At 61.6% G+C, this 22514-nt stretch carries 15 protein-coding genes; 5 read left to right on the top strand and 10 right to left on the bottom strand.

The features are described 5' to 3' along the window. Positions 1-28: 28 nt before the first annotated feature. Both RBH22_RS07550 and RBH22_RS07545 read right to left on the bottom strand, forming a co-directional pair. Positions 29-2416, bottom strand: a complete 2388-nt coding sequence (locus tag RBH22_RS07550) for a hypothetical protein (protein WP_306677062.1) — start codon at positions 2414-2416, stop codon at positions 29-31. A 48-nt stretch (positions 2417-2464) separates the two neighbouring features. Beyond that, positions 2465-4624 (bottom strand): hypothetical protein, encoded by a 2160-nt coding sequence (locus tag RBH22_RS07545; RefSeq protein ID WP_306677061.1) that lies wholly within the window; start codon positions 4622-4624, stop codon positions 2465-2467. 546 nt (positions 4625-5170) lie between these two features. Between RBH22_RS07545 and RBH22_RS07540 the strand changes: the two genes are divergently transcribed. Then, positions 5171-5452 (top strand): winged helix-turn-helix domain-containing protein, encoded by a 282-nt coding sequence (locus tag RBH22_RS07540; protein ID WP_306677060.1) that lies wholly within the window; start codon positions 5171-5173, stop codon positions 5450-5452. A gap of 176 nt (positions 5453-5628) precedes the next feature. Here the strand turns inward: RBH22_RS07540 and RBH22_RS07535 are convergent, their stop codons facing one another. From RBH22_RS07535 to RBH22_RS07520, 4 genes are all read right to left on the bottom strand, one after another. Next, the gene (locus RBH22_RS07535) at positions 5629-6639 is read right to left on the bottom strand and encodes a glycosyltransferase family 2 protein (protein ID WP_306677059.1); all 1011 of its coding nucleotides are present in this window, start codon (positions 6637-6639) and stop codon (positions 5629-5631) included. Between the two features lie 350 nt (positions 6640-6989). Beyond that, a complete protein-coding gene (wecB, locus tag RBH22_RS07530; RefSeq protein ID WP_306677058.1) occupies positions 6990-8105 on the bottom strand; it encodes a UDP-N-acetylglucosamine 2-epimerase (non-hydrolyzing) in 1116 nt (371 codons plus the stop codon). A 153-nt stretch (positions 8106-8258) separates the two neighbouring features. Then, complete coding sequence (locus tag RBH22_RS07525) at positions 8259-9722, bottom strand: right-handed parallel beta-helix repeat-containing protein (protein ID WP_306677057.1); 1464 nt, start codon at positions 9720-9722, stop codon at positions 8259-8261. A 62-nt stretch (positions 9723-9784) separates the two neighbouring features. Further along, positions 9785-11581 (bottom strand): hypothetical protein, encoded by a 1797-nt coding sequence (locus RBH22_RS07520; protein WP_306677056.1) that lies wholly within the window; start codon positions 11579-11581, stop codon positions 9785-9787. Positions 11582-12232: 651 nt separating this feature from the next. Here RBH22_RS07520 and RBH22_RS07515 point away from each other — a divergent pair. Together RBH22_RS07515 and RBH22_RS07510 are read left to right on the top strand one after the other, a co-directional pair. After that, entirely contained in the window at positions 12233-12919 is a 687-nt protein-coding gene (locus RBH22_RS07515; RefSeq protein ID WP_306677055.1) for a hypothetical protein, read from the top strand. Next, complete coding sequence (locus RBH22_RS07510; protein WP_306677054.1) at positions 12909-13727, top strand: AAC(3) family N-acetyltransferase; 819 nt, start codon at positions 12909-12911, stop codon at positions 13725-13727. The genes RBH22_RS07515 and RBH22_RS07510 overlap by 11 nt, the downstream gene beginning before the upstream one ends. A 103-nt stretch (positions 13728-13830) precedes the next feature. On the opposite strand, the gene RBH22_RS07505 is transcribed toward RBH22_RS07510, so the two are convergent. Genes RBH22_RS07505 through RBH22_RS07495 form a run of 3 tightly spaced genes read right to left on the bottom strand, consistent with a single transcriptional unit; the run spans position 13831 to position 17136 of the window. Continuing rightward, complete coding sequence (locus RBH22_RS07505; RefSeq protein WP_306677053.1) at positions 13831-14820, bottom strand: hypothetical protein; 990 nt, start codon at positions 14818-14820, stop codon at positions 13831-13833. A 1-nt stretch (position 14821) separates the two neighbouring features. Next, a complete protein-coding gene (locus tag RBH22_RS07500; protein ID WP_306677052.1) occupies positions 14822-16051 on the bottom strand; it encodes an antibiotic ABC transporter permease in 1230 nt (409 codons plus the stop codon). Beyond that, the gene (locus RBH22_RS07495; protein WP_306677051.1) at positions 16051-17136 is read right to left on the bottom strand and encodes a DUF354 domain-containing protein; all 1086 of its coding nucleotides are present in this window, start codon (positions 17134-17136) and stop codon (positions 16051-16053) included. The genes RBH22_RS07500 and RBH22_RS07495 overlap by 1 nt, the downstream gene beginning before the upstream one ends. A gap of 164 nt (positions 17137-17300) precedes the next feature. On the opposite strand from RBH22_RS07495, the gene RBH22_RS07490 reads away from it, so the two are divergent. Beyond that, complete coding sequence (locus RBH22_RS07490; RefSeq protein ID WP_256290503.1) at positions 17301-18689, top strand: sulfatase; 1389 nt, start codon at positions 17301-17303, stop codon at positions 18687-18689. 338 nt (positions 18690-19027) lie between these two features. Beyond that, positions 19028-21376, top strand: a complete 2349-nt coding sequence (locus RBH22_RS07485) for a right-handed parallel beta-helix repeat-containing protein (RefSeq protein ID WP_306677050.1) — start codon at positions 19028-19030, stop codon at positions 21374-21376. A gap of 46 nt (positions 21377-21422) precedes the next feature. On the opposite strand, the gene RBH22_RS07480 is transcribed toward RBH22_RS07485, so the two are convergent. Beyond that, the gene (locus RBH22_RS07480) at positions 21423-22391 is read right to left on the bottom strand and encodes a hypothetical protein (protein ID WP_306677049.1); all 969 of its coding nucleotides are present in this window, start codon (positions 22389-22391) and stop codon (positions 21423-21425) included. Positions 22392-22514: the final 123 nt, after the last annotated feature.

Raw genomic sequence — 22514 nt, 5'->3', positions numbered from 1 at the left:
GACCGACCGAATGGTCGGTGTCTCGGCGTTACGAGTCGCTGCTCTGCGTCGAGTCGCTACCGCTGGACTCACTGGAATCGTCGCCGTCCGAGCTTTCGGAGCTGCTGTCACCGGACTCACTGGAATCGTCGCCGTCCGAGCTTTCGGAGCTGCTGTCGCTGGACGTGTTGGTATCGCTGTCGTCGTCGTCCCCGGAGCTACTGTCGCTGGACGTACTGGCATCGTCGCCATCCGAGTCTTCGGAGTTGCTGTCACTGGAACTGTCGGCACCGTCGCCGTCAGATCCGGTGTTCTGCTGCTGGCTTCCGGAGGTGCTTTGCGATTGACTCTGCTCGTTGTCGTCGCCGACCTGCGTCTGACCCTGGTTCTGGACGGTGGATTGCTCTTGCTGCTGGGCGTCACCGCCGTCCGAAGAGTCACCGCTACTCTGACTCTGGTCTTGGTCTGCGCTTTGACTCTGGCTCTGCTCGTTGTTGTCGCCGACCTGGACCTGAACCTGATTCTGGATGACGACCTGGCTCTGGGACTGCCCGCCGTCGGTCATCACCTCACCGGTCTGCTGGGTCTGCGTCTGACTGGACACCTGCGTCTGGTCCTGGAATGACTGCCCGTTCACGGTCGTCTCGATCGTCACCTGCACACTGGTGGAGATCTGACCGTCTGAGGAGGTCGTCGTGCCCTGGGATTGACCCTGTCCTTGACCGGAGCCTTCAGACACCGACTGCTCTTGGTTCTGCGACTGATCGACGGACTGCTGCTGTTCGCCGTCGCCGTCGCTCTGATCCTGCGTCTGATCCTGGTCTGCGCTCTGGCTCTGGTCTTGGTCGTTGTCGTCACCCGACTGCGCCTGTGCCTGGTCCTGATCGACCGTCTGCTGTTGACCCTGATCAGCGCCGTCACCGGACTGCGATTGAGCCTGTGACTGATCGCTGTTCTGCGTCTGGTCCTGCTCGTTGTCTTCGCCGGTCTGCTCTTGATCCTGCGACTGATCGGTGTCTTGAGACTGGCCCTGCTGGCCGTCCGCACTCGACTGGCTCTGACTCTGGCTCTGCTCTGCGTTCTGATCCTGCGTCTCCTCGTTGTCGTCACCGGACTGCGTCTGATCCTGGGACTGGCCGACGTCTTGGCTCTGGTCCTGATCAGCGCCGTCACCAGACTGCGTCTGGTCTTGCGTCTGCTCGCTCGTTGCGTTCTGCGCTTGAGCGTTGTCTGCTCCCGACTGCGTCTGACTCTGCGACTGTGCGTCGGACTGCCGCTGTTCCTGATCGCTGTCCGCGGCGGACTGCGTCTGGTCCTGCGACTGCCCGTCCGCTTGCGACTGCGCCTGGGTGTTGTCGGTCCCAGTTTGGGCCTGCTGTTGGTCCTGGTCCGAGTTCTGACCCTGGTTCTGCTGGCTATCCGTACCGGACTGGGCCTGTTCTGCTGCCTGCTCTGAGGTCTGGTTCTGTGCCTGGGCGTTCTCCGTACCGCCTTGGACCTGTCCCTGCCGATCGGAACTGCTCTGTTCTTCGTTCTGGCGGTTGTCTTCGCCGGCCTGATCCTGCTGCTGAGAGGCCGTCGATTCCTGGCCCTGCGCTTGGGTGTTGTTCTCGCCAGCCTGGTTCTGCGCCTGTCTCTGGCCAGCGTCTTGGCTCTGGTCTTGGTCGTTGTCCTGACCGGTCTGCTCTTGGGTCTGTCCGCGAGCGATGGCCTGATCCTGACCCTGGTCGCTGTCCGTGGCGGACTGCGATTGGTCCTGTGATTGGTCGGCGGATTGACTACTCGATTGGGTGTTGTCCTCGCTCACCGGGTCGTCACCGGCGTCGACGTTCCCATCGGCACCGTCCGCGTCGTCGACATCGTTGTCGGCGGAGTGGTGGTCGCTGGACGTGTCGTCGCCGTCGCTTTCACCGTCGTCGTCGCCGCTCTGGTTGGCGTCACTCTCGTCGTTGGCGCCGTCTTCACCATCGTCGCTGTCGTTATCGTTGCTGTCGCTATCGCTGTCGTCGCCGTCCGAGCTGTCATCGTTGTCGTCTGAGCTGTCGTCTGAGCTATCGTCGCCGTCCGAACTCTCCTCTTCGTCTTCGTCGTCGCCCGAGACGATCAGCGAACTGTTCTGTGTCTGCGTGCTTCCGTTATCGCTTGCCGCGTCGGAAGCACCGTCGGAGGAATCACTGGAATCCTCGGTCGTCGACGGGCCCGACTCGCCATTTGAATTTGACCCGGTATCACCGTCGTTCTCACCGACTGCTGCGGAGGAACCTCCGCCGGCGTCGGCGCCCGATCCAACTATGTCTATGCTCGACTGTTGGGTGCTGCCATCCAGGAGGGCACTCCCTGAGCCCTGCAGCGAGACCGCCATTCCCGACGTTCCGAGAACAACAGCAATCGCTATGGCAACAATTACCAGCGAGCTACGGTTGAGCTGTGTATTCATTATCGAAGAAAAAACTGGCCGCCGTCAGGCGGCAAGCGCTTCGTTCAGTTACTGATCCTGCGATTGGGTCTGACTGATCGTTTGACTCTGGCTTTGGTCGTTGTCTTCACCTGACTGAGTCTGGGACTGCTCCTGGTCGCTCTCTTGGGACTGCGTCTGGTCGTTGTCCTCGCCGGACTGCGACTGTGACTGACCCTGACCGGAGGCCTGGCTCTGGGACTGAGTGTTGTCCTCGCCAGACTGCGTCGCGCTCTGGTCCTGGTCGCTGTCCTGCGTCTGTTCCTGTTCGTTGTCTTCACCAGTCTGCGACTGCGATTCGGACTGCGTCGAAGTCTGGTCCTGGGACTGACTACTGTCGTCTGCAGACTGCGTCGCGTCCTGGGACTGACTGCTGTCCTGGCTGCTGTCCTGGTCGCTGTCCTCGGCGTCCTGGGTCTGGGCCTGCTCCTGACCGGAGGTCTGCGTGCCGGACTGGTCGCTGTCGTCACCAGTCTGCGTCTGACTGCTGTCCTGGCTGCTCTCTTGGTCTTGGTCCTGATCGTTGTCCTCGCCAGCCTGGTCTTCACCCTGACCCTGCGTCGAGGTCTGGTCCTGCGACTGCGTGCTTTCCTCGCCGGACTGCTGTGCGTTCGTACTCTGGTCGCTGTCCTGCGTCTGCTCCTGGGAGTTATCGTCGCCAGCCTGGTTCTGATTCTCGGTCTGGTCGCTGGATTGGTCCTGGGTCTGAACGTTGTCCTCGCCGGACTGCTCTATGTCTCCACTCTGCTCGTTAGACTGGACCTGGTCCTGCGAGTTGTCCTCGCCGAGTTGGGTCTGTCCCTGGTCTTGCGCGGCGTCCTGCGTGCGAGTCTGTTCGTTGTCCTCGCCGTCCTGCATCTGTTGACCACGCTGGTCGCTGTCCTGCATCTGCGCCTGCTCGTTCATCTCACCGTCCTGCGACTGCGACTGATCTTGGCTGGAAGACCGGTCGCGCGACTGGACGTTGTCCTCGCCGCTCTGACGCTGGTTACCACGGTACTGACGAGCTTCCTGGGACTGCTCTTGGTCGTTTTCGTCACCGACCTGCGACTGCGACTGACCCTGGATGCTGGTCACGTAGTAATCTTGGTCGTTGTCCTCGCCGTACTGACGAACGTACAACCGCTGACGCGTCCACTGATCTTGATCCTGCTCGCTGTCGTTCGCGAGTTGGGTCTGGGACTGACCTTGGGTCACCTCTTCGCCGAGGTCTTGGTCGTTGTCCTCGCCGTACTGGCGCACGTCCGAGTGCTGACGCGCCCACTGCTCTTGGTACTGCTCGCTATCTTCGGCGTCCTGGAACTGATCTTGACCTTGGCTGATCTCTTCTTCGACGGTCTGGCTGTTGTCCAGGCCCTGCTGGTGGACGTCCGCCTGCTGGCTGGCCCACTGGTAGTAGTCCTGGACCACGTTAGTGCCGTACTGGTACTGTTCTTGATCCTGGTCGATCTCCTGGAGGACGTCCTGGGAGCTCTCGTCTGCGTTCTGATTGACGGTATCGTTCTGATTCGCTTCCTGGTCGCCCGTCTGATCGCTGTCGTCAGCCCACTGCTCTTGGTACTGATCCTGATCGAGGCTCTGGGTGACGTCCTGCGTGCTCTCATCTCCGTCCTGGTTGGCGGTCTGCGTCTGCTCGCCAGCCTGGGAGATGTCCTGGAAGCCGTTCTCGATGGCCTGTTGCACCTGCACTTGGATCTGCGTCAGGTACTGGTAGACGGACTGTCGGCTGTCGGCTCCGTCTTGGGTCTGCATCTGGGACTGTCCCGCGTCCTGGTCGCTCTCTTGTTCGCTTTCTTCAGCGACCTGGCTGTGGTACTGGTCCTGTGCAACTTCTTGACCCTGGTTCTGTTCGTTGTCTTCACCAGCCTGAGTGGCAGACTCAGACTGTCCCGAATCTTGGTTCTGGGACTGGGCGTTCGCTTGGCCCTCCTGAATCTCCTCTTGGAGCTGTTCTAAGAACTGCTCTTGATCGGCTGTGTTGTCTTCACCACATTGATCGCCACCGGCGACCATCACCGCGACTTGGCTCTGGCTTTGGGAATTATTATCACCGGTCTGCGATTGTGATTGATCGCGCTCGAACGCTTGGTCTTGTGTGCGGTCATTGTTCTCGTTCACAGCACAGGCGTTCGACGACTGTGCTGCGCCGATCCCGCTCAATGTGAGCGAGAGAACGACGACGATGACCATCAACTGTGTTAACCTATGTCGTTTCATTGCGGGTCTGCACCCACTATTTCTTCCCTATTGTCAGTATATTGTTATCCACACCACAGAAATTTCGTAGTAATCTCGTATATTTCACAAAGACACCCGGTGATCTAGGTAAAAACTCTCTGTCGCTGAGTGCGAAATACGCTCTGAGCCCCGGTTTGAGAGATCTGAGTGGTAAAGGATATTTGTGAGATATACAGCCAGTATAACGTCGCAGGTAGATAGTGGCGACTGATCGACGCTAGGTCGGTGGCTGCGGCTAGGGCTGTTCGCCACAACAGCGGGTAGCGCGTCGCGTTCGATCTGGTCAGGCCTGAGACGCGAGCGCGGGATTCACTCGGTGATTTCGGCATCGATACAGATAGCAACGTCATCGAAAGGAGAGAGCGGAACGGCTTTCCCGCCACTCCTCGAACGTTCACTCGATAAGCGCGGACGTACCTACCGCGTCGGTTCCAATCGTGACCATACGGACGGATAGCAAGCGTATACCAAAGGTCACACTGCAGTAATCACCTCGCAATGTCAGAGTGGGACGCCATCGGATTCGTAATCTCCTCGAAGTACCGCATCGCCGTCTTCACAGTCCTCACTGAGGGGCCGGCGACGACGACCGAGATCGCCGAGGCCGAGGGGCTCTCGCCGTCGCACGTCTCGCGGGCACTCGGTCGTCTCCGAAGCCGGTCGCTCGTCGAGTTGATCGTGCCCGAAGAACAACGGAAGAATCGGCAGTACGACCTCACCGACAAAGGGGAACAGACCTGGAGCACTATCAACACGGCCGGCCTCACGAGCGAAACGTAATCTCGACGAACGGCCGGTGAGGCCGCCGCAGGCGTTTCATACTGTCGGACAGAACGATGTGAAAATCATCGACACCCCGTGGGGGCCAACATCATTCACGAACTGCTGTCCGACAGTATCAGCGGGATCCGGTGTCGTGGTGGTGTCTCACCGACCACCACGCGCCAGCGGGAGCCTCACTGACGCTGGCGGTTCGGTTCCGGGTGCGGTTCGGATTGGTAGGTGAGCCGCGAGTTCTGCTGAATGTCCAGCACGATAGCCAGCAGGAACAGCAAAATACCGAACCCTCCGGCGGCAGGAACAGTAACCGGAGAGACGGCAGGAGTCTGCGTGAGCAACCCTATGATTCCGCCAACCGCACCGAGCATAAGGCCGGTGATGCCGACCGTATAGCAGAGGACGACCGGGTGGAAGTTCCGGACTAGATACCGTTTCTGGATCCGATAGAGGAAGTTCCAGAGCAAGAGAAGCGAGACGAAGGGCACGAACGTCGTATACCGGATGTTGCTCTCCTCGTCACCGTAGACGGCGGGGTGCGGGACCTCGGCGATCGTGAATCCGTGGACGTTGAGTTCGGTGAGGATGTCGTTGAGGAACCCGTATCTGTCGTAGAGCTTCTCGATCGGAAGCTCGCGGAGCACCTGCCGCGAGATCGCCGTATAGCCGTTCTGTGAGTCGACGAGACCCCAGTATCCGCTGGAGAGGTTCGTCAGGAAGGACAGCACCACGTTCCCGAACAGGCGCCAGCGAGACATTCCGTTCGTGTCGCCGCGGTTCTTCAGGCGGGTCCCTTTCGCGTAGTCGGCGCGGCCGTCGACGACGGGGTCGAGGATGCGATGGAGTTCGTCGGGATCCATCTGCCCGTCCCCGTCGACAACGGCAACGACGTCGAGACCGTCCGCCAGCGCGCGACGGTAGCCTTCCTTGACACACCTGCCGCGCCCCTGGTTCTCCTCGTGACGTTCGGCGATCACGAACTCCTCGCGGCCGTCGTCGATGTGGCTCGATCGCGACGCGTTCAGGCGAGCACGCGCCCGCTGGATCTCCGCCCACGTGCCGTCGCTCGAACAGTCGTCGAACACGTAGACCCGATCGACGATTGCCGGCATCGTCTCGAGGACGTCGCCGACGAGCCCTTCTTCGTTGTAGGCGGGCACGACGACGCCGACGGAGTGTTGCTTGTACATCGTCAGATGAGCCCCGAGTTAGGACTAGTATCCACAGCGGATTGCGCCCGCCGACCACTCGTGAGAGAGGAATAGTGTCCCATCGCAGACGGAGTCACACACCGTTCGGGTTTTGTTATGTTGAGCGTGTGCCGCTTGGGAACACGCGAGACACCCGCGGTAACGTATAGCTACTTCCTATCGACGCAGGGAACGTGAGTATAGAGCGCCAAACACGTCAAGTTGGTTCAGACTGCTCTAGTATCTGACTGATGGAAACGTCTGCGAGGATAGAATCGCTACGAGTCTTCACACACCCGACCGAAGTCTGCCTCGCGCTCAGAGGGTGTCAGGTGCAAATGCTGCTATGGTCAGTCGGCCTCGTCGGCGACCCGAGCAGGTCGTGCCAGCGACAGCGCGTCGACGATGCGCCCGGACGCCTGTCCGTCGCCGAAGGGTGGGTCCCAGGAGCCGACTCTCCCGTGCATCAGCGACGCGGCGTCGACGATGTCGGCGGGGTCGTGACCCGCGATGACGTTGGCCCCCGCAAACGCCGTCTCGGGCCGCTCGGTGCCGTATCGGAGCGTTACGCACGGCGTCCCGAGGACGCACGTCTCCTCCTGGACACCCCCGGAGTCCGTGAATGCGAGAGCAGCCGTGCTCTCCAGACGGAGGAAATCGATGAAGCCGAGCGGATCGACCGTGTGAACGGCGTCCGGGACCGTGATCCCGAACGTCTCGAGTCGTTCCCGGGCCCGTGGGTGAATCGGGTAGACGACGTCTAAGTCGAGTCGATCGGCCGCACGGGCGACACCGTCGAGGACGTTCGCGAAACTCTCGCGGTCGTCGACCGTCTCGGCGCGGTGCGCTGTCAGCAGCGCGAACCCACCCGGTTGGAGATCGAGTTCCGAGAGCACCTCGCTCGTCTCGGCTGCGACGCCGTCGTACGCCGTGATCGCGTCGACGACGGTGTTCCCGGTGACGGTGATGCGACTGTCGGGGAGCCCCTCCTTCCGAAGCAACGCGGCCATCTCCGTCGTTGGGGGAAAGAGGTGATCCGAGACGTGATCGACGACGATCCGATTCGTCTCCTCGGGCATCTCCCGATCGAAACTCCGGAGGCCGGCCTCGATGTGGCCAACCTTGATATTCAGCTTCGCGCCGGCGAGTGCGCCCGCCAGCGTCGAGTTCGTGTCTCCTTGCACTAAGACGACCGAGGGCTCGTGTTCGAGCAGTTCCGCTTCGACGGCTGCAAGCATCTCACCGGTCTGTTCGCCGTGCGTGCCGGAGCCGACGGCCAAATTCACGTCAGGGGGATCAAGCTCCAATTGTTCGAAGAAGATCTCGTCTAGAGAGTCGGAGTAGTGCTGTCCGGTGTGGACGACGTGCGTCGACAGCCCGCGCCGGTCACACTCTTTCAGAACCGGGGCGAGTTTGATGATCTCAGGTCTGGTCCCGAGAACGAACGCGAGTTCCGTGTCGGTCATCGCGCCACCTCACGCCGCGTCATCGGTTGCGTCGCGCTCGTGGTCGTCCGTGCCATAGCCGACGATACCCGTGAACCGGTTTCGTTATTGAGTCCTTGTGGCCGGAAGGGGCTTCTATACGAATCCGTCGGGTGAGAAACCACCGTCCGGACGCTACGAGGAGTCGCGACTCGCGACCGAGCACGTGCTCAGGGACGTTCCCTTGGGGGCGTGACAGGTCGCGTCCATCGTGATGATCTCGGAGCCCATCGTCTGGATCGTACTGTTCTCGAAGAGGATCTCCTCGGTGTTCAAGAGGAGAATGCCGTGCGGGTACGGCGACCAGTCGACGTAGAGCCCCACGAACTTCGATTGGGGGCGGCCCGTCAGTTGAATAGCCGGTTCGGCGTAGGAAGAACCGATCGCGGTGACGTTTCGAAGCGTCGCACGCCACGGTTTTTCGGGGACTGCGCCGAGTCGGGGATCCCGCGGATCGTCGATACGGATCGCCTGAACGCCGTCGGCCTGAATGTCGAACTCGCAATCGCGAATCTCGAACGCGCCCGCAGAGCCGTCGACCCACACGGCCGCCATCGTCTGCTGTGGCGCGCTCCGGCAGGTGAACGAGCACTGTTCGATTCGACCGCCAGCCTGGCCGAGTTCACCGGTCTCCCAGACAATCGAGTGGGGATTGATGAAGTCGCTGCTGTCGGGGTGAGCGTTCTCGATATCGATGACGAACTGACAGTTGCGAACGAGTGCCCCGCTACCGCCGATACGAAGCGATGTCTGGTTGTTGTTGCGGAATGTGCTGTCGAGTATCTTCACTGGTCCGGGGGTTCGGGAGGCGTAGATGGCGTTCGTGCCAGTGTTTTCGATGTGGGAGTTCCGGATGACGAGCTCGCCCTTATGTCGGTTCCCCAGCCAGATGCAGCTGTCGTTGGAGTTGCCGTCGAGGTGGCCGTGCGAGACGATGTCCGTCGGGCCCGTCCGGACCAGTCCGTCCACGACGGCTTTCCCATCCGGTTTGAGGGCCATCGGTACGAGGCTGATCTTCGATCCGTCGCCGTGTTGAGGGTTGTACCCAACGTATTCGACGTCTTGCACGCGGATCTTGTCGTCCGCACGGAGCACGAGGCCCGTGCTCCCCTTCCGTTCGGCACTGTAGTCGAGGGTGATGTTCTCGACCAGTTGGCCGAGTCCCCCGTCGGTCCGGACGAGATATCGCCCCTCGCCGGGCGTCGTGACGAATCGTACGTCCCCGGGCTCGTCTCCGAGGCCGCGGATGCCCCAGTTCGTCACCGAGTCGACGCGGTGTTCCTCGGCGAAGTAGTAGGTCCCCGGTGGGAATTCGACGAGCGTGTCACCCCGATCGAGCGTCGACGCGAGGGCGTCGTCGATCGGTTCGTTACCTTCGGGGTCCATCCCGAGGTCCGCGACCGCATCGACGACGTTCCCGAACGAGATTCCATAGCGTGACGGCTCCGCCCCGTCTGGGGTCGTGGAAGTCCCGGCAGGAGTCTCTGATCCGTCGTCCGCTGGCTTCCTGTCCGATTGGCCAGCCCCGAAGTTACAGCCGGCGAGCGATCCGATGCCCGCCAGGGCCGCGCTCCGTTTGATGAGGTTACGACGGTTCACCGTACTACTTCCTCCATATTGTGATCTTAACGTTATGAGTGTCCTATCGGTCTGTGATCGGGTCAATCGAGGTAGTACACGGTGACGTCACCGTTCGTCTGGATCCGGTGCGTGGTGGGGGCGGCTCCCACCTGCCGAAACTCCGTGCTGGAGTATCGGAGCCCGTGATACACCTCCGTCTCGCTCTGCCGGTCGTACGCGCTGTACGCGAGATACCGGTCACCGTCGTAGTATCCTCCCAACTGCCCGCCGAACACGGTGCCGTTGGGCGAATCACCGAGTGGGACGCCGCCCTCCTCATACTGGAGCGCTTCGACGAACCGGTACGGGCCGACGCGGACGCCCAGAATCGGGACGTCGTCGTCTTGGTGTTCGATCAGCGTCTGATACCCCTCCATCTCTGTTTCGGTGACCTGGCTGTTCGGGAGGAAGATGTACGGCGACGAGAAGACGACTAACAGCGAGAGGACCAGCGCGATGACGGTCGCCGTCCCGAGAACGGGACGAAGGTCGAACGGGACGACAGAGCCGAGGTCGTCGTTCGATAGCAAGAACAGCGCGAGTGCACCGAGGAGCGTGACGACTGCCATCGCGAACCCGACCTGCCGGAAGAGATACGCGTCGATGTCGCCGAGGAAGTGGACCGCGAGGTACGGCGAGAAGACGAGGCCGCTGTACGCGAAGTAGACGACGACGCCGTCGCCACGGCGGACTGGTTCAGTGAGGTTTCCCCAGAACCGGGTCAAAACGAGGCCGACGGTGAGAAGCGAGTACACCAGCGAAACGCCGAACAGTTTCACGAACAGCTCGAAGAGGCTCGCGCCGACTGCCGAAGATGACTCTCCCCGCTGTTGAACGATCTCGGCCGTCTCACCCGTTCCGGCGATCGCATTTTGGATCCCGGTCACCATACTCTCGAAAACCCGGACAGTGTTCTCGAACTGACTGGCCCAGAAGGCGAACACGAGAGCGAGCACGAGCAGTTGTCCGTACACCCCACGGAACTCACTGACCGAGTGTTCGGGTTTCCATCGTCGGTAGACGAACCGAACGCCGACGATCGTAGCCAAGACCAAGAGCACGTCGAATGCGGCCTGGGGGTGCAAGAGGACGAGCGTCGTCGAGACCAGCGGGAGGACGAGCGCCGTCGGAGAGAGTCGATCGGGCAGGACGCTGTCGGTGTGGTGTCCCGTGATGTGAGCGAAGACCAGGTAGTAGAAGAACGGTGTGAAGAACACCGTCATCGAGAACGGATGGAAGTGTTCGTGCACACTGACCTGATTGACTGGAAGGAGCAACAGCGCCGAAACGACGCCGAAGAACACGATCCGTCGGTCACGATACAGGACGTAGAGACTCAGCGGGACGAACACGACGAACAGGAGCTTGAACACGAGCGTTACGAGCAGCATCGACTGCCGGATCTCGATCCCTGTCGCCGCACTCAACAGGACCGAAATCAGGTGCGACGCGGGGTACAACAGGTCGGTCGGGACTAACAGCCCGTCGGCGATGTCTTTCGCCCACCCGAGATGGATCAGTGAGTCGCCGTGTCCGAAGAAGTAGTACCCACGGAGCGACGGCAACGCGAAGACGCTCACCATCGCGAGACTCACGAGAAACAGGGCAAAGCCGCCGTACCGGTCGCGGTAGGAGACGATCGAGACGGCGACGCCAACGACAGTTGCGACAGCGACACCGGCCCAGAACAGCGGCGTCGTCGCCGCGTAGATCGACACTTCGTACTGGGTGGCGCGGTCCAAAGAGACACCGACGAGTGCGCCCGTGAGCCCAAGGTAGCCGATCAGTAAGGCGATCTTACGACGTATTGCCGCGTCTGGCCCTCCGCTCGTACCCATATGCTTCCTCCGTTCCAGTTCGACGGGTTTAGTTATAACCAGGGTACTTCCGTCGTCGTCGGAGACAGAACGCTAGTAGAGGAGTGGTTACGCCTCGTCGTCCGCGACTGTCCGACGACCTGCAATCGCGTAAACGACCGCAGCAGCGACCGGACGTGAGCGGCGCGCCAGTTATCCAGTCGGTACTTAATACGGCGTGTCCGCAATCGTGGCGCGATGAAACTCGGCGGCGTAGACGACGGTCGAGTGTACGTCACTGCTGGACTCGACGTCGGCCAGTGGCGTCCACAGAGTGGGTTCGACCGTCGGGGACGTGTCCCCGGAAGTCAATCACCCGCGCAGGTACTGCTGAATGCGCGGCCGACGAGGCGACTCCTGAGTCACGTCACTGGTCACGTGACACTCGCGAATCTGTGGCCGATCGGCGCTGGTCGGTTGCTCGCCACGAATAGCGACGGCGTCTATCTGTCGACCGACCGTGGACAGTCCTGGAGTCGGGTCCACTCGTTGCCGGCCTCTGCGGGGCCGATGGGAGTGCTACCGACGTCTGTGTGCCGACACAACGGCCGCGTATATCTCGCTGAGTATCCACTCGGTGGGGAACCTGCTCGCGTGCTGGTCAGCGAAGATGGGGCTACATGGTCGCCGTTCGTGAGCCGAACCGACGTGCGACACTTCCACGGCGTGTTTCGTGACCCCTATTCCGGCGACCTGTGGGGGACGACCGGCGACACGGACGGCGAAAGCGCGATCGGGAGATTCGAGAGCGAGGAGTTCCGGCCCGTCGGTCGTGGGAGTCAGCGGTGGCGCGCCGTCGAGCTCGCGTTCACTCCGGACGCGGTATTCTGGGGGATGGACTGTCCCTACACCGATCGCGTCGAAATCCTGCGCTTGGATCGTGACGCAATACGGGCCACAGAATCGGACGGCACACCGGAGCCAGACGTCGTGGCGACCGTTGACGCGCCGGTGTTCTACGCTGAAACCGTCGAGCGGGGTAAAGAGACCTGGGTCGTGCTCTCGACAGCAGCCACGACTGGGCTCGATAGCACCGCACCGCCGGGCGCGCGACGGCAGAATCCGAAGACCGTCGAAGTACTCGCTGCGTCCGATCGCACGGGGTACGGACGTTGGCACCGGATCGCGCAGTTCGAGCGGTCGACGCCGATCGGTGAATACGTGTCGTCGATCCCGACGACGAACGCCTACGTGTTCATCAGCTGGGACCCCGATCTCGGACTGTTGCTCAATCCGTTCAATACGACACGCGACCACGGAGCGATTCTCAGCATCCCGCCGTCGTGGTTCGAAACGGAGGTGACAGAGTATGCGCTCTGATCCGCTACGAACGACAAGCTGGGCTGCGAACCTCATCAAGCATCAGGTGCTGAAACAACGGAATCAGCGCCGGTCAGTCTCGGCGGTGTCAGAGAGGACGTTCGAGGAGATTCTGCGGACTCACGCCAGCGGTGAGAATCAGGTCTTTCTCCACGTCGGATTGAGCGACATCAAGTGTGCGTTCGACACGAACCCGTACGAGTTCCTTCTCTCGAAGGTCGAAGCGAATTTCGAGAGCGTCCTCGCTCCCGGGTTCACCGACTATTTCAAAATGTCCGGAGTCTATCACAAGGAACACTCGCGGCCCAAGCACGGGATGTTCAGCAGGCTGTTCTTGAGGGACGCCGAGTACCGAACGGACGACGCCATCAAGTCGATCCTCGTCGACGGACCGTACCGATTCGAGGAGTGCGTCCACGACGACTCGTATCATCCCGATGGGTGCTTCGCGAAGCTCGTCGACGACGACGTCCTCGTGATGGACGTCGGCGTGCCCTGGATCACGTGCTCGCATCTGCACTACTTCGAGCACGAGTTCGACGTCCCTTATATGACCGACAGAACGTACGAAGGAGTGCAGTGCGGCCCCGAGTCGGCGTGCGAGCCGATCAACCAGACCTGTGGGCAGTACGTCTCGAAGTACTATTCGTGGAACAAACCGAAGATACAACGAGAACTGGCCGACGCCGGCGTACTGGACGCCTACGATCTGAACGGGCTCCAGGTGCTGTTCTTCACTCTGGGGGACGTCGAAGACGTGATCGGAGACAAACTGCGGGACGATCCGTACTATCTCGTCACACTCTGATAGTGATTACTCTCACTGTGTACCGCCGAGCGCCACTCCCGGTGGCGATGGTCGGCGGTAAGAGACGAGAGTAATCATTATGAGACGGCCGATCGGGCGGCGGTTACGAGAGATACCCGAGGGCTCGAAGCCGGTCTTCGGCTTCCTCGTCGTCTCCGTCAGTTTCAGGCGCATCCTCGGCAGTCCCGCTCGCGTCGCCGGCAACGATGTCTCGGCGCACGTCGGCTTCGACGACTAGCCACGGCACTGTGACGAGCGCGTCGGCGTACACCCCGGGCGGGTGGCCGTACATCCGGAATGGAATCGGGAAGGGTTCGGGGACTTCGCCCACGAGATTGCCGTGGTCGGCGGTCACGACCGTCCGTCCCGAGACCGCCGCGAGGAGGCGCTCGATATGTGGGAAGGTGAGTTCGAGGTTCTCCCGATACGCGTCCCAGATCGCTGTCTCGTCGACGACACCGCGTTTCAGCAGATCCCAGACGTTGTAGTGGTCGCTCTCGGCGGCCTCGCCCGTCGCCTGCCGCTTCGAGAACTCGATGCCGGCCTGCTCGTCTAAGAGCGACTGACCCAGTTCGCCGACGAACGGATAATGTGGTTGGACGAAGTGGCTGATGATGCGCTTTTTCGGGTACGTCTCGTGGGCCTCGATAGTTGCCTCGACCATCGTCTCCGGTAACACGGTGTTCAGGTCGTCGTCCCACGCGCGTTGCCACACCGAAATCGTCTCGTAGAAGGGGTCGTCGAGGTTGACGTTCACCTGCGGGTTCGCGGTGACGTAGACTGTGTCCTCGAACGAGTGGCCCTCGAAGTTGCGTCGGAGGAATTCCGCGGTGTTGGAGCCTCGGGAACGGCGGGTCTGCAGATCGCCCTCCAGCGGGTTCGTCGCTGCGAACATATCGTACCGACAGGCATCGAGGATGACCAGCGTGTCCCAGTCCTCGGCCATCACGTCGGTTCCCCTGTCGTCGGCGACGTATCTGAAGTATGGCTGAACGAAGGCGGTTCGCACCGCAAAGGGGACAGCAACGTCGCGCCACCAGCCAGCGTCGTTCCAGTGCTTTCGGAGGTTCCGCAGGAGTACTGAGCGATCCATATTACGTCCCCCCTCCGCCGTATCGCTCCTCGAAGTACACAGACAGCGCGTACGCCATCCACGCTTGACACCACCGCATCAGCGTGAAGCGCTTGGTGTAGAAGCGCCGCTGCTGGTAGTAAAACTGCCCCTCACCGGCGTAGAGGTTCGCGAGCACCCAGTCGACGATTCGGCGGACGAACTCGAAGTCGCCGGCCTTCGAGAAGACGATGATCCCCTGCGTCGCGGCGTGAATGTCCCGTGGATAGGAGCTCCGCTCGTCCCAGTTCGGCGCGCCGTCGGCCTCGAACAGCTGGTCGCGGTAGAAAGACAGTGCGCGGTCGAGCGTCTCCTCGTACCGTTGGTCGCCAGCGACTTCGTGATACCGCTGGTAAGACTCGACGATGAAGCCGTTGTGGTGGTTGTCCATCGAGAGATGCGACGCGGACGGGGGGTCGCGGTAGGCCCAGCCGCCGACAGCGGCCTGCTTTGTCGCGATGTAGTCCAGTAACTGGCGCGCCCGATCGAGGTGTCGGTCCGCCCCGAAGTGGTCGTACAGATCCACGAGCAAGCGAGCACCCACCGCCCCCCCGTTGAGCGTGTAGAAGTCGCCGTCGAACAGCGGTTGGTAGACGATCCGCGCCCCGCCGTCGAGTTCCGTGTAGTCCAGTTCGTCTACCACAAAGCGTTCGGCGGTGTGTGCGGTCTCACCGTAGTCGTCGTCGTAGGTCGCCATCCGGAGCAACGACTTCACGCCGTAGGAGGTAGGGACTACGTTCGGCGTGTTCGCCGGACGCAGTTCCCGGAGCTGTTGCATCTGGTGGCGGTGCCCGCCGCAGAACCCGGCGAAGTCCTCGCTTTGCTCGTCGACGAGCCAGTCGGCGAGGTGACGGGCCTGATCGAGATACGTCCGGTCTCCGGTGAGCTGGTAGGCGGTCTCGTTGGCCATCGTAAACAACGCAGACCCCTTGAAATTGCGACGCTGTTCGACGAGGAACAGCGGCCGAACGTTTACTGGGGCGCGTTTGATGTTCTCTTGGACGGCGATGTTGAGCCACTTGTTCTCGACAGGAAGCGCCCGGAGAAGGCGGCTGCTCATCCCGTCGAAGTAGTCGTAGCCGGTGTAGTTGCGCTGGCGGGCATACGAGAGTGCGTCGAGCATCACCTGTTGGAGATACGCGTCCCGGTCAGAGAGGTCCCCTTCGGCCGGCCGAGCCTCGATCCGCGAGTCCGCGTGCAATGGTTCGCTCATCAGGCGTCGACCTCCGAGTTAATGAGCCGAGCCGTCAGTCGGGCGACCTCCTCTTGAACGCGCTCGGCGCGGCTCGTATCGGGCACCGCGTCGGCAGCGTCGAGGCCGGTGACGTACGCGACGATGTCGTCGGGGTGCCGCGAGTGGAAGATCCGGCCCTCCTCGACGAGGTGACGGTCGACAGAGAGCAGTTCGTTCGGGAAGAACGAGACCGCCGGCGTGCCGAGACTGGCGGCCTCGCGGGCCATCGTGCCGGAGCCGGTCAGCATACACCGAGCGTTCCAGGCCAGATCGAGGCCGTTGAGCGGATTCTCGGGGACGAACACCTCGCTTCGGTCGTAGGGGTCCGCGAATTCCTCGTCGCCGCGGCCGCGAGGGAGATAGACGACCGGGATGTCACGGTCTACGAACCCCTCTAGCAGGTCGGGAACGATCGACGCTTCGACGTCGACGTACGCGGCCGTGAGAGCCTCGGGTCTGATCACGACGAACGTCTCGAACGGGAATCTGTCAGTGAAATCCGGCTCTGGTTCGAAGTCGGCGACGTAGACGTCCTCTTTGATCCCGTCGTAGGTGTGTACGGCCCCGCTCGCAGGCCACCGTTCGAGTTCGTCGCGTTCGAACGCGGCCGGTACGACGTTGTGGGTCGCCAGCGCCTCCAGGCGGTTGTAGAGCTGTTCGGCCCACAGGCCGTCGACGTAGGCGGTGATGTCGTTGTCGGTGTAGTGGATGCTCGGGATGCCGTTGGCCCTGGCAGCGAGCACGGACATCGCGTTCCGAGCCGAAAGCGCGACGGCGGCGTCAGGGGCTTCGAGGCCGAGTTGTCCCGTTCGAAGCGGAATCCCGACCTTTCGCAGGGTCTCGTGGTCGAAATCTCGACCGACGACCCGGAAGTCGAATCCGACCTCCCGGGCCAGCGGGACCGTCTCGCCCTTCTCACGAACGGTGACGTCGAGAGCGACGCCGTCGAGGCGATCCATCAGCGCGGCGAAGAAGAAGGGGTGCGAAGGGCTCACCAGATCGACCCAGACGGGAACCGTGGCGCGCGTTCGATCCAGGCTCTCGGGGCGACTGATCGTGTTCATTACAGGTGAATCGATACAGCCCAGCGTATCGACTTTGTTATGCCGAGATTACCCGGCAGCGGCCAAATCAGCGGTCGATACCGGCGAATAGTAGCCTCTGTAATCGGGCGCAATCGGGGGTAATTGGTAATGAATTAACCGTATAGATCGCGTGCGCCCACACGATGCCGCGCCGGGATATCATCTGGATCACCTTGGAGAGTGTCCGTCAGGATCACACCTCCCTCAGCGGCCACGAGCGCGACACGACGCCGAACGTGCGCCGGCTCGCAGCGCGGAGCGACAGTGCGGCGTTCTCGAACTGCTTCGCTCACGGGATCTGGACGCGAACGTCCAGCGCATCGATGCTCACTGGCAGCGCACCCGCCAGCCACGGCGTGCTGTCGTTCGACTCGAAGCTACCAGCGGACATCGAGACCGTCCCCGAACAGCTTTCCGAACGAGGGTACCGGACGGCAGCCGTGTCGCCGATCGCGCAGGTGAGCGAGGCGACCGGTCTCGACCGCGGGTTCGACGACTTCCACTACCTCACGCGGGGCACGCTACTCGAAGAAGCGGGACTGCGGTCGATGGTCCGGTATCTGCGACAGATTCGTCACCACTCCGCCGGCCTGACGATGGACACCAAAAAGCACAGTATCGGGTATCTCGTCGCCGAGATCGCGACCCGACACATACGACAGCGGGCTGACGAGGATGACCCCCTCTTTCTGTACGTGCACATCGGAGACAGCCACCATCCCTACTATCCGCCGAAAGGGTGGCGGGAAGCGTTCGTCGACGACCTCCAGTTAGATCTCGCTGCGGCCCTGTCGGTCGCGATGGAGATGTCGGACCGGCTGATCGAACAGATGGCGGCCGGACTGCCGTTCTCCGACGCCGAGTGGAATGCGATCGAAGTCCTCTACGACACCGCGATCCGGTACGTAGACTCCCTCGCTGGCACGATCGTCGACACCGCGCGATCGTATCTCGACGATCCCATCGTCGTCGTCACGGCCGACCACGGCGAGTTGCTCGGGGAAGAAGGGTGTCTCGCACATATGCTCGTCGCGAACACTGCCGTGACGAACGTTCCGCTGGTAATTTCCGGCATCGAGGGGCTCGACGGTGGGAACTGCCTCGTACAGCCCGCCGACGTTCTGAAGACGATTTCGAATCGGTGTGAACTCTCGCTTTCCGTGCCGGCAGGACAGGACGTTTCGGCTGGCGAACGGGCCGTCGCCGTCACCCAGCGCGGCGGGAAGCGGGCCCGGAAGAAGATCGACCAGATCCGGGATCACGATCCCGAGAGTGGATCGCACTTCTGTCCGGGCAACCTCACGAGCGTTCGGACGGCCGACTATCGATATCAGCGGTGCAACGGTCAGGAAGACCTGTTCGTCCTCCCTGACGAGACTGTCGATCGTGCAGAGAGCGAACCGGCGATCACCGAGCGCTTCCGTCGGGTGACAGACGAGTGGCTCGCCGAACACGCGCGTGAGGAGAGTACAGACCGCGCAGAGTTCTCAGCGCAGATGCGACGGCAACTGGAAGATCTCGGATACTTCTAGCCGTTCGAGCGGGGGAAGTACCGAAGCGTAGCGGCCCGATAGGTCTCGACATCCAGTCGGAACGTCTGTTTTCTCCCACATCAGTTAGTAATACTACACTACTACTAGCAGGATTGTACTACAATCGTAGCCGACATAGTAGGTAACTATTACCACACCTGCTAAGAGTGGCGCGCAGGCCAGCAAAACGCCTCATTTCTGGCTGAGATCTCTTGGTGTATACTCAAAACGTAACCAAACAAAGTGAGACCTAGGTAAAGAACAATCATACGGTTGCTAAGAGAATCCTACTGGTCGGTACGGTTAATTAGATATCTCCTACTGATCCCGACGAAGCAATGGACGACACTAGTGGTGAGAAGGAAGATCCTACTGTGGCATCTACGAGTGAATTTGCGGAGCAGGAAGAATCGGCCGGCTCAGATGACGAAACGCCGAGTATGGGGTCTGAAACCTCTAGTAAGGGACTCCTTAATCGGCGTAATTGCCTCAAAGCGGGGGCGGCGATGCTCGCCGCGGGGTCGTCGGCGTTCGTTGGCGGCGCGGCAGCAGCGACGGAACGGTACGGGATCCAATTCAGTACTGTCGTCGATGCAGTCGACGACCTCGGCCTGGATCCGAACGGCAACGATCCGATCGACTCGACGTTGGAAGACGCGCTGGCGAGCGGCGACACGCTCGTGGAGTTCCCGGCTGGGACCTACTACTTCGACGGCCAGCTGGACTTCGGCTCGCCGGACAACTGGGGCATCCGTGGTCTGGGAAGCAGTCCCTCGGACGTGCGGTTCGTGACGACGCCTGGTGAAGGACGGTATCTGACAAAGACCAACGGCGGCTCCGGACAGCTCGTCGAGAACGTCACCTTCGACTACAGCGCTGAAGACGACGGCGGGCTCGGAATCGTCCTCCGTGGCGAGGACAAGATCCGCGTCCAGGACGTAGAGTTCGTCGGGTTCAACCCCGTTCACGCGGATGGCTCGAAGATCAACGTCGTGCCGATGGCGCTGGATCCGAACGGCCGCGCGGTCATCGATGGTCTGGTGCGAACGGGCCCGACGGACATCGTCTCGCACGGCCACCTCGACGGCAACTCCAACGATAGCTGTATCTGGCTCGGCGACCGTCACGAAGGCGAGCTCGTCATCCGGAACTCCCACATCGAAAACACCGGCACGAACGCCGTATACGCCTCCCGGACTTCCGGGACGGTCCACTACGAGAACTGTCTGTTCAGGAATAACAATCAGACGTCGATCCGGATCGGCGGCGGCGACGGGAACCAAAACACCATTCAGAACTGTACGTTCGTCGTCGACACCGAGAACGCGGACCCGGACAACGGGGGCGAGTTCATCAACCCCCACGGCGTGGTCTGTGAGACGAACGAGACGACGCCCGGGCCGATTCGCATCGAGGACTGTGAGTTTATGTACAAGTCCGGCCCCGACCGCGGTCGGCTCCTGTTTGCCGACGGCAACGCCGGACCGATCGAAATCGTCAACAGCCGGTTCCGCTCGGAGAATAGCGAAGTCGAGCCCATCTTCGCACGCGGCGAACCCCGCTGGTGGAAGGCCGCACCCGACCAGTCGATCGACATCCGCAAGAGCCAGTTCTCCGGCAGCGGCGAGGTTACGGTCAACGACCGGCCGGCCACGATGCAAAGCGGCTGTATCTCCAGTCCCGTCTCCGGCGTCGACGTCGACGAGAGCGTCTCCCGGGACAGCTGTACGATCCCCGACACCGACGCACCGGCGGAGTCGACCGAAGAAGAGGAAACGGAGAGCGACACGACCACCACGACGCTGACGAACGAGCTGACCGTCACCGGAACCGGCACGAAGACGAACTACGAGTTCGCCGTCGGCGGCCAACTCGAAGCGACGGACGACGTCGAAGCGTGGGATGAAGTCTCCGAGTCCTCCGTCAATGGCTGGATCACCTCCGAAGGAGTAGCAGACACCTACCAGTTCTCCGGGCCGCTCCAGCGCATCGAGTTCCTCGAAGGAGAGGCAAAAGTGTCTGTCAACGGTCAGCAGATCGATCCTGCGACGCTGAGCACGAGCGGCGAGTTCCCCTCGACCCTACAGATTCCGGGCAACGGGAGCACGAAGAACTACCGGGTCAGCGTGACCGGCGAAATCGCCGACCACCCCGCCCTCGGGACGTCGCTGAGCGAGTACGACACCATCTCCGACGGGACGCTCGAAGGGTGGGCCACAGACGAGATGGACGCCATCCAGTTCTCTGGATCGGTCGAATCGATCGAGCTGCTCGAAGGCGACGGCTCGATGTACCTCAACGGGAAGCAGATCGATCCGGCAACCTACGATCCGGCGACCGAGCAGACCGACGAGGAAACGGACGAGCAGACAGACAAAGAGACGGACGAACAAACCGACGAGTCGACCGACGACGCCACGAAGCTCCCGAACACGATCACGATCGACGGGGACGGCGCCGGGGCGACCACCTACAGTTTCAGCGTCTCGGGCGACGTGGTTCGGAGCGACAAGCTGAGTTCGGGAACGGGTTCGACCACGATCGACTCGCTGACCGACTCGACCTCCGATGGAACGGTCAACGGATACATCTCCCAGGGCGTCGACGGCTATCGGTACTCCGGGGAGATCACTAGCCTATCGATCAACGGCGACGCGTCGGTCTCCATCTCGGACAACGACGGATAGTCCGACGGTCGCGGTGCGCGCCCGCTACTGATACTGTCGGACAGAGCTATGTGAAAAGTGTCGGCACCCCGTGGGTGCCAGAATGGTTCACGAACTTCTGTCCGACAGTATGAACGTATCCGAGACTCTCCAGTCGGTCCCGGACGACCTCTTCGCTAACGTCTGCGTCGGCTGCGGTAGCGCCACCGTCAACGATCGTCTTCCGCTCGCCGTTGTCGGAGACGAGCCAGGGTACGCGCACGAGTTCGTCCGTGTAGATGCCCGGCGGGTGCCCGTACTCGCGGATCGGCAGGGGTGAGGCTCGCTCGCCGATCATCTGTCCGTGGTCCGCGGTCACGACCGTTCGACCGGAGAGATCCCCGAGGAGTTGTCGGACGTGCGGAAGGGCGACGTCTAGGTTTTCTCGAAACGCCTCCCAGAGGACGTCGTCAGAGACACCGAACGTGCCGCGCTTGACGTCACTCCAGGCGAAATTCAGTTTATCGAGGTCGAAGTGTTTGCGTCCTGTCGACCCGATGAATGGATAGTGCGGCTGGAGAAAATGCGCGACGATTCGTTTGTTCGGGTACGTCTCGGCGGCCTGGACGGTGTAGTCGGCCATCGTCTCCGGGAGCACCGTTCGAAAGTCCTCGTGCCAGCCGACGTCGCGCCAGACGTTCACCACGTCGTGAAACCTCGTCTGGAGCGCGTCCCGCTTGCGGTAATACATCGGGCTCGCGGTCACATAGACCGTGTCTCGAAGGTCCCGCCCGGCGAAGTTGGCAGCCAGAAACTCGCTCGTGTGAGAGCCCTTCGAGATCCGCGATTCGAGGCGACCCGGGAGTGAACGCTGAGCGAAAATGTCGTAGCGGCACGCGTCGAGAATGACGAGACTATCCCAGTCTTCCTCGAAGATATCGACGCCTCCAGGCGGTCCTCGCCGCCGTCCCAAACGAGTGTGATACAGCCGGTTTGCCTCACGGACGGCGAGCGACGGCTCCCGAATCACCTGGCGGACCTGGTGCAGTCCGTACATACCCGCTTGTGGTGTCTGCTGGATATTGTTATACCCACGGTAGCGGGGACCGCTGTGGGAGGAGACAGAATGTAGCCAGGATATAACAATCCTCGTCGGTCGGCTTTAGAGACACAGCTATGG

Source organism: Halobellus sp. H-GB7 (assembly GCF_030848585.1).
In the GTDB taxonomy this organism is placed as follows: domain Archaea; phylum Halobacteriota; class Halobacteria; order Halobacteriales; family Haloferacaceae; genus Haloquadratum; species Haloquadratum inordinatus.
This window is presented reverse-complemented; position numbering and strand designations above follow the sequence as displayed.

Coding starts and splice junctions, on each gene's coding strand:
- RBH22_RS07550 (WP_306677062.1), bottom strand. CDS start 2,416: ATGAATACACAGCTCAACCGTAGCTCGCTGGTAATTGTTGCCATAGCG.
- RBH22_RS07545 (WP_306677061.1), bottom strand. CDS start 4,624: ATGGTCATCGTCGTCGTTCTCTCGCTCACATTGAGCGGGATCGGCGCA.
- RBH22_RS07540 (WP_306677060.1), top strand. CDS start 5,171: ATGTCAGAGTGGGACGCCATCGGATTCGTAATCTCCTCGAAGTACCGC.
- RBH22_RS07535 (WP_306677059.1), bottom strand. CDS start 6,639: ATGTACAAGCAACACTCCGTCGGCGTCGTCGTGCCCGCCTACAACGAA.
- wecB (WP_306677058.1), bottom strand. CDS start 8,105: ATGACCGACACGGAACTCGCGTTCGTTCTCGGGACCAGACCTGAGATC.
- RBH22_RS07520 (WP_306677056.1), bottom strand. CDS start 11,581: ATGGGTACGAGCGGAGGGCCAGACGCGGCAATACGTCGTAAGATCGCC.
- RBH22_RS07510 (WP_306677054.1), top strand. CDS start 12,909: ATGCGCTCTGATCCGCTACGAACGACAAGCTGGGCTGCGAACCTCATC.
- RBH22_RS07505 (WP_306677053.1), bottom strand. CDS start 14,820: ATGGATCGCTCAGTACTCCTGCGGAACCTCCGAAAGCACTGGAACGAC.
- RBH22_RS07500 (WP_306677052.1), bottom strand. CDS start 16,051: ATGAGCGAACCATTGCACGCGGACTCGCGGATCGAGGCTCGGCCGGCC.
- RBH22_RS07495 (WP_306677051.1), bottom strand. CDS start 17,136: ATGAACACGATCAGTCGCCCCGAGAGCCTGGATCGAACGCGCGCCACG.
- RBH22_RS07490 (WP_256290503.1), top strand. CDS start 17,301: ATGCCGCGCCGGGATATCATCTGGATCACCTTGGAGAGTGTCCGTCAG.
- RBH22_RS07485 (WP_306677050.1), top strand. CDS start 19,028: ATGGACGACACTAGTGGTGAGAAGGAAGATCCTACTGTGGCATCTACG.
- RBH22_RS07480 (WP_306677049.1), bottom strand. CDS start 22,391: ATGTACGGACTGCACCAGGTCCGCCAGGTGATTCGGGAGCCGTCGCTC.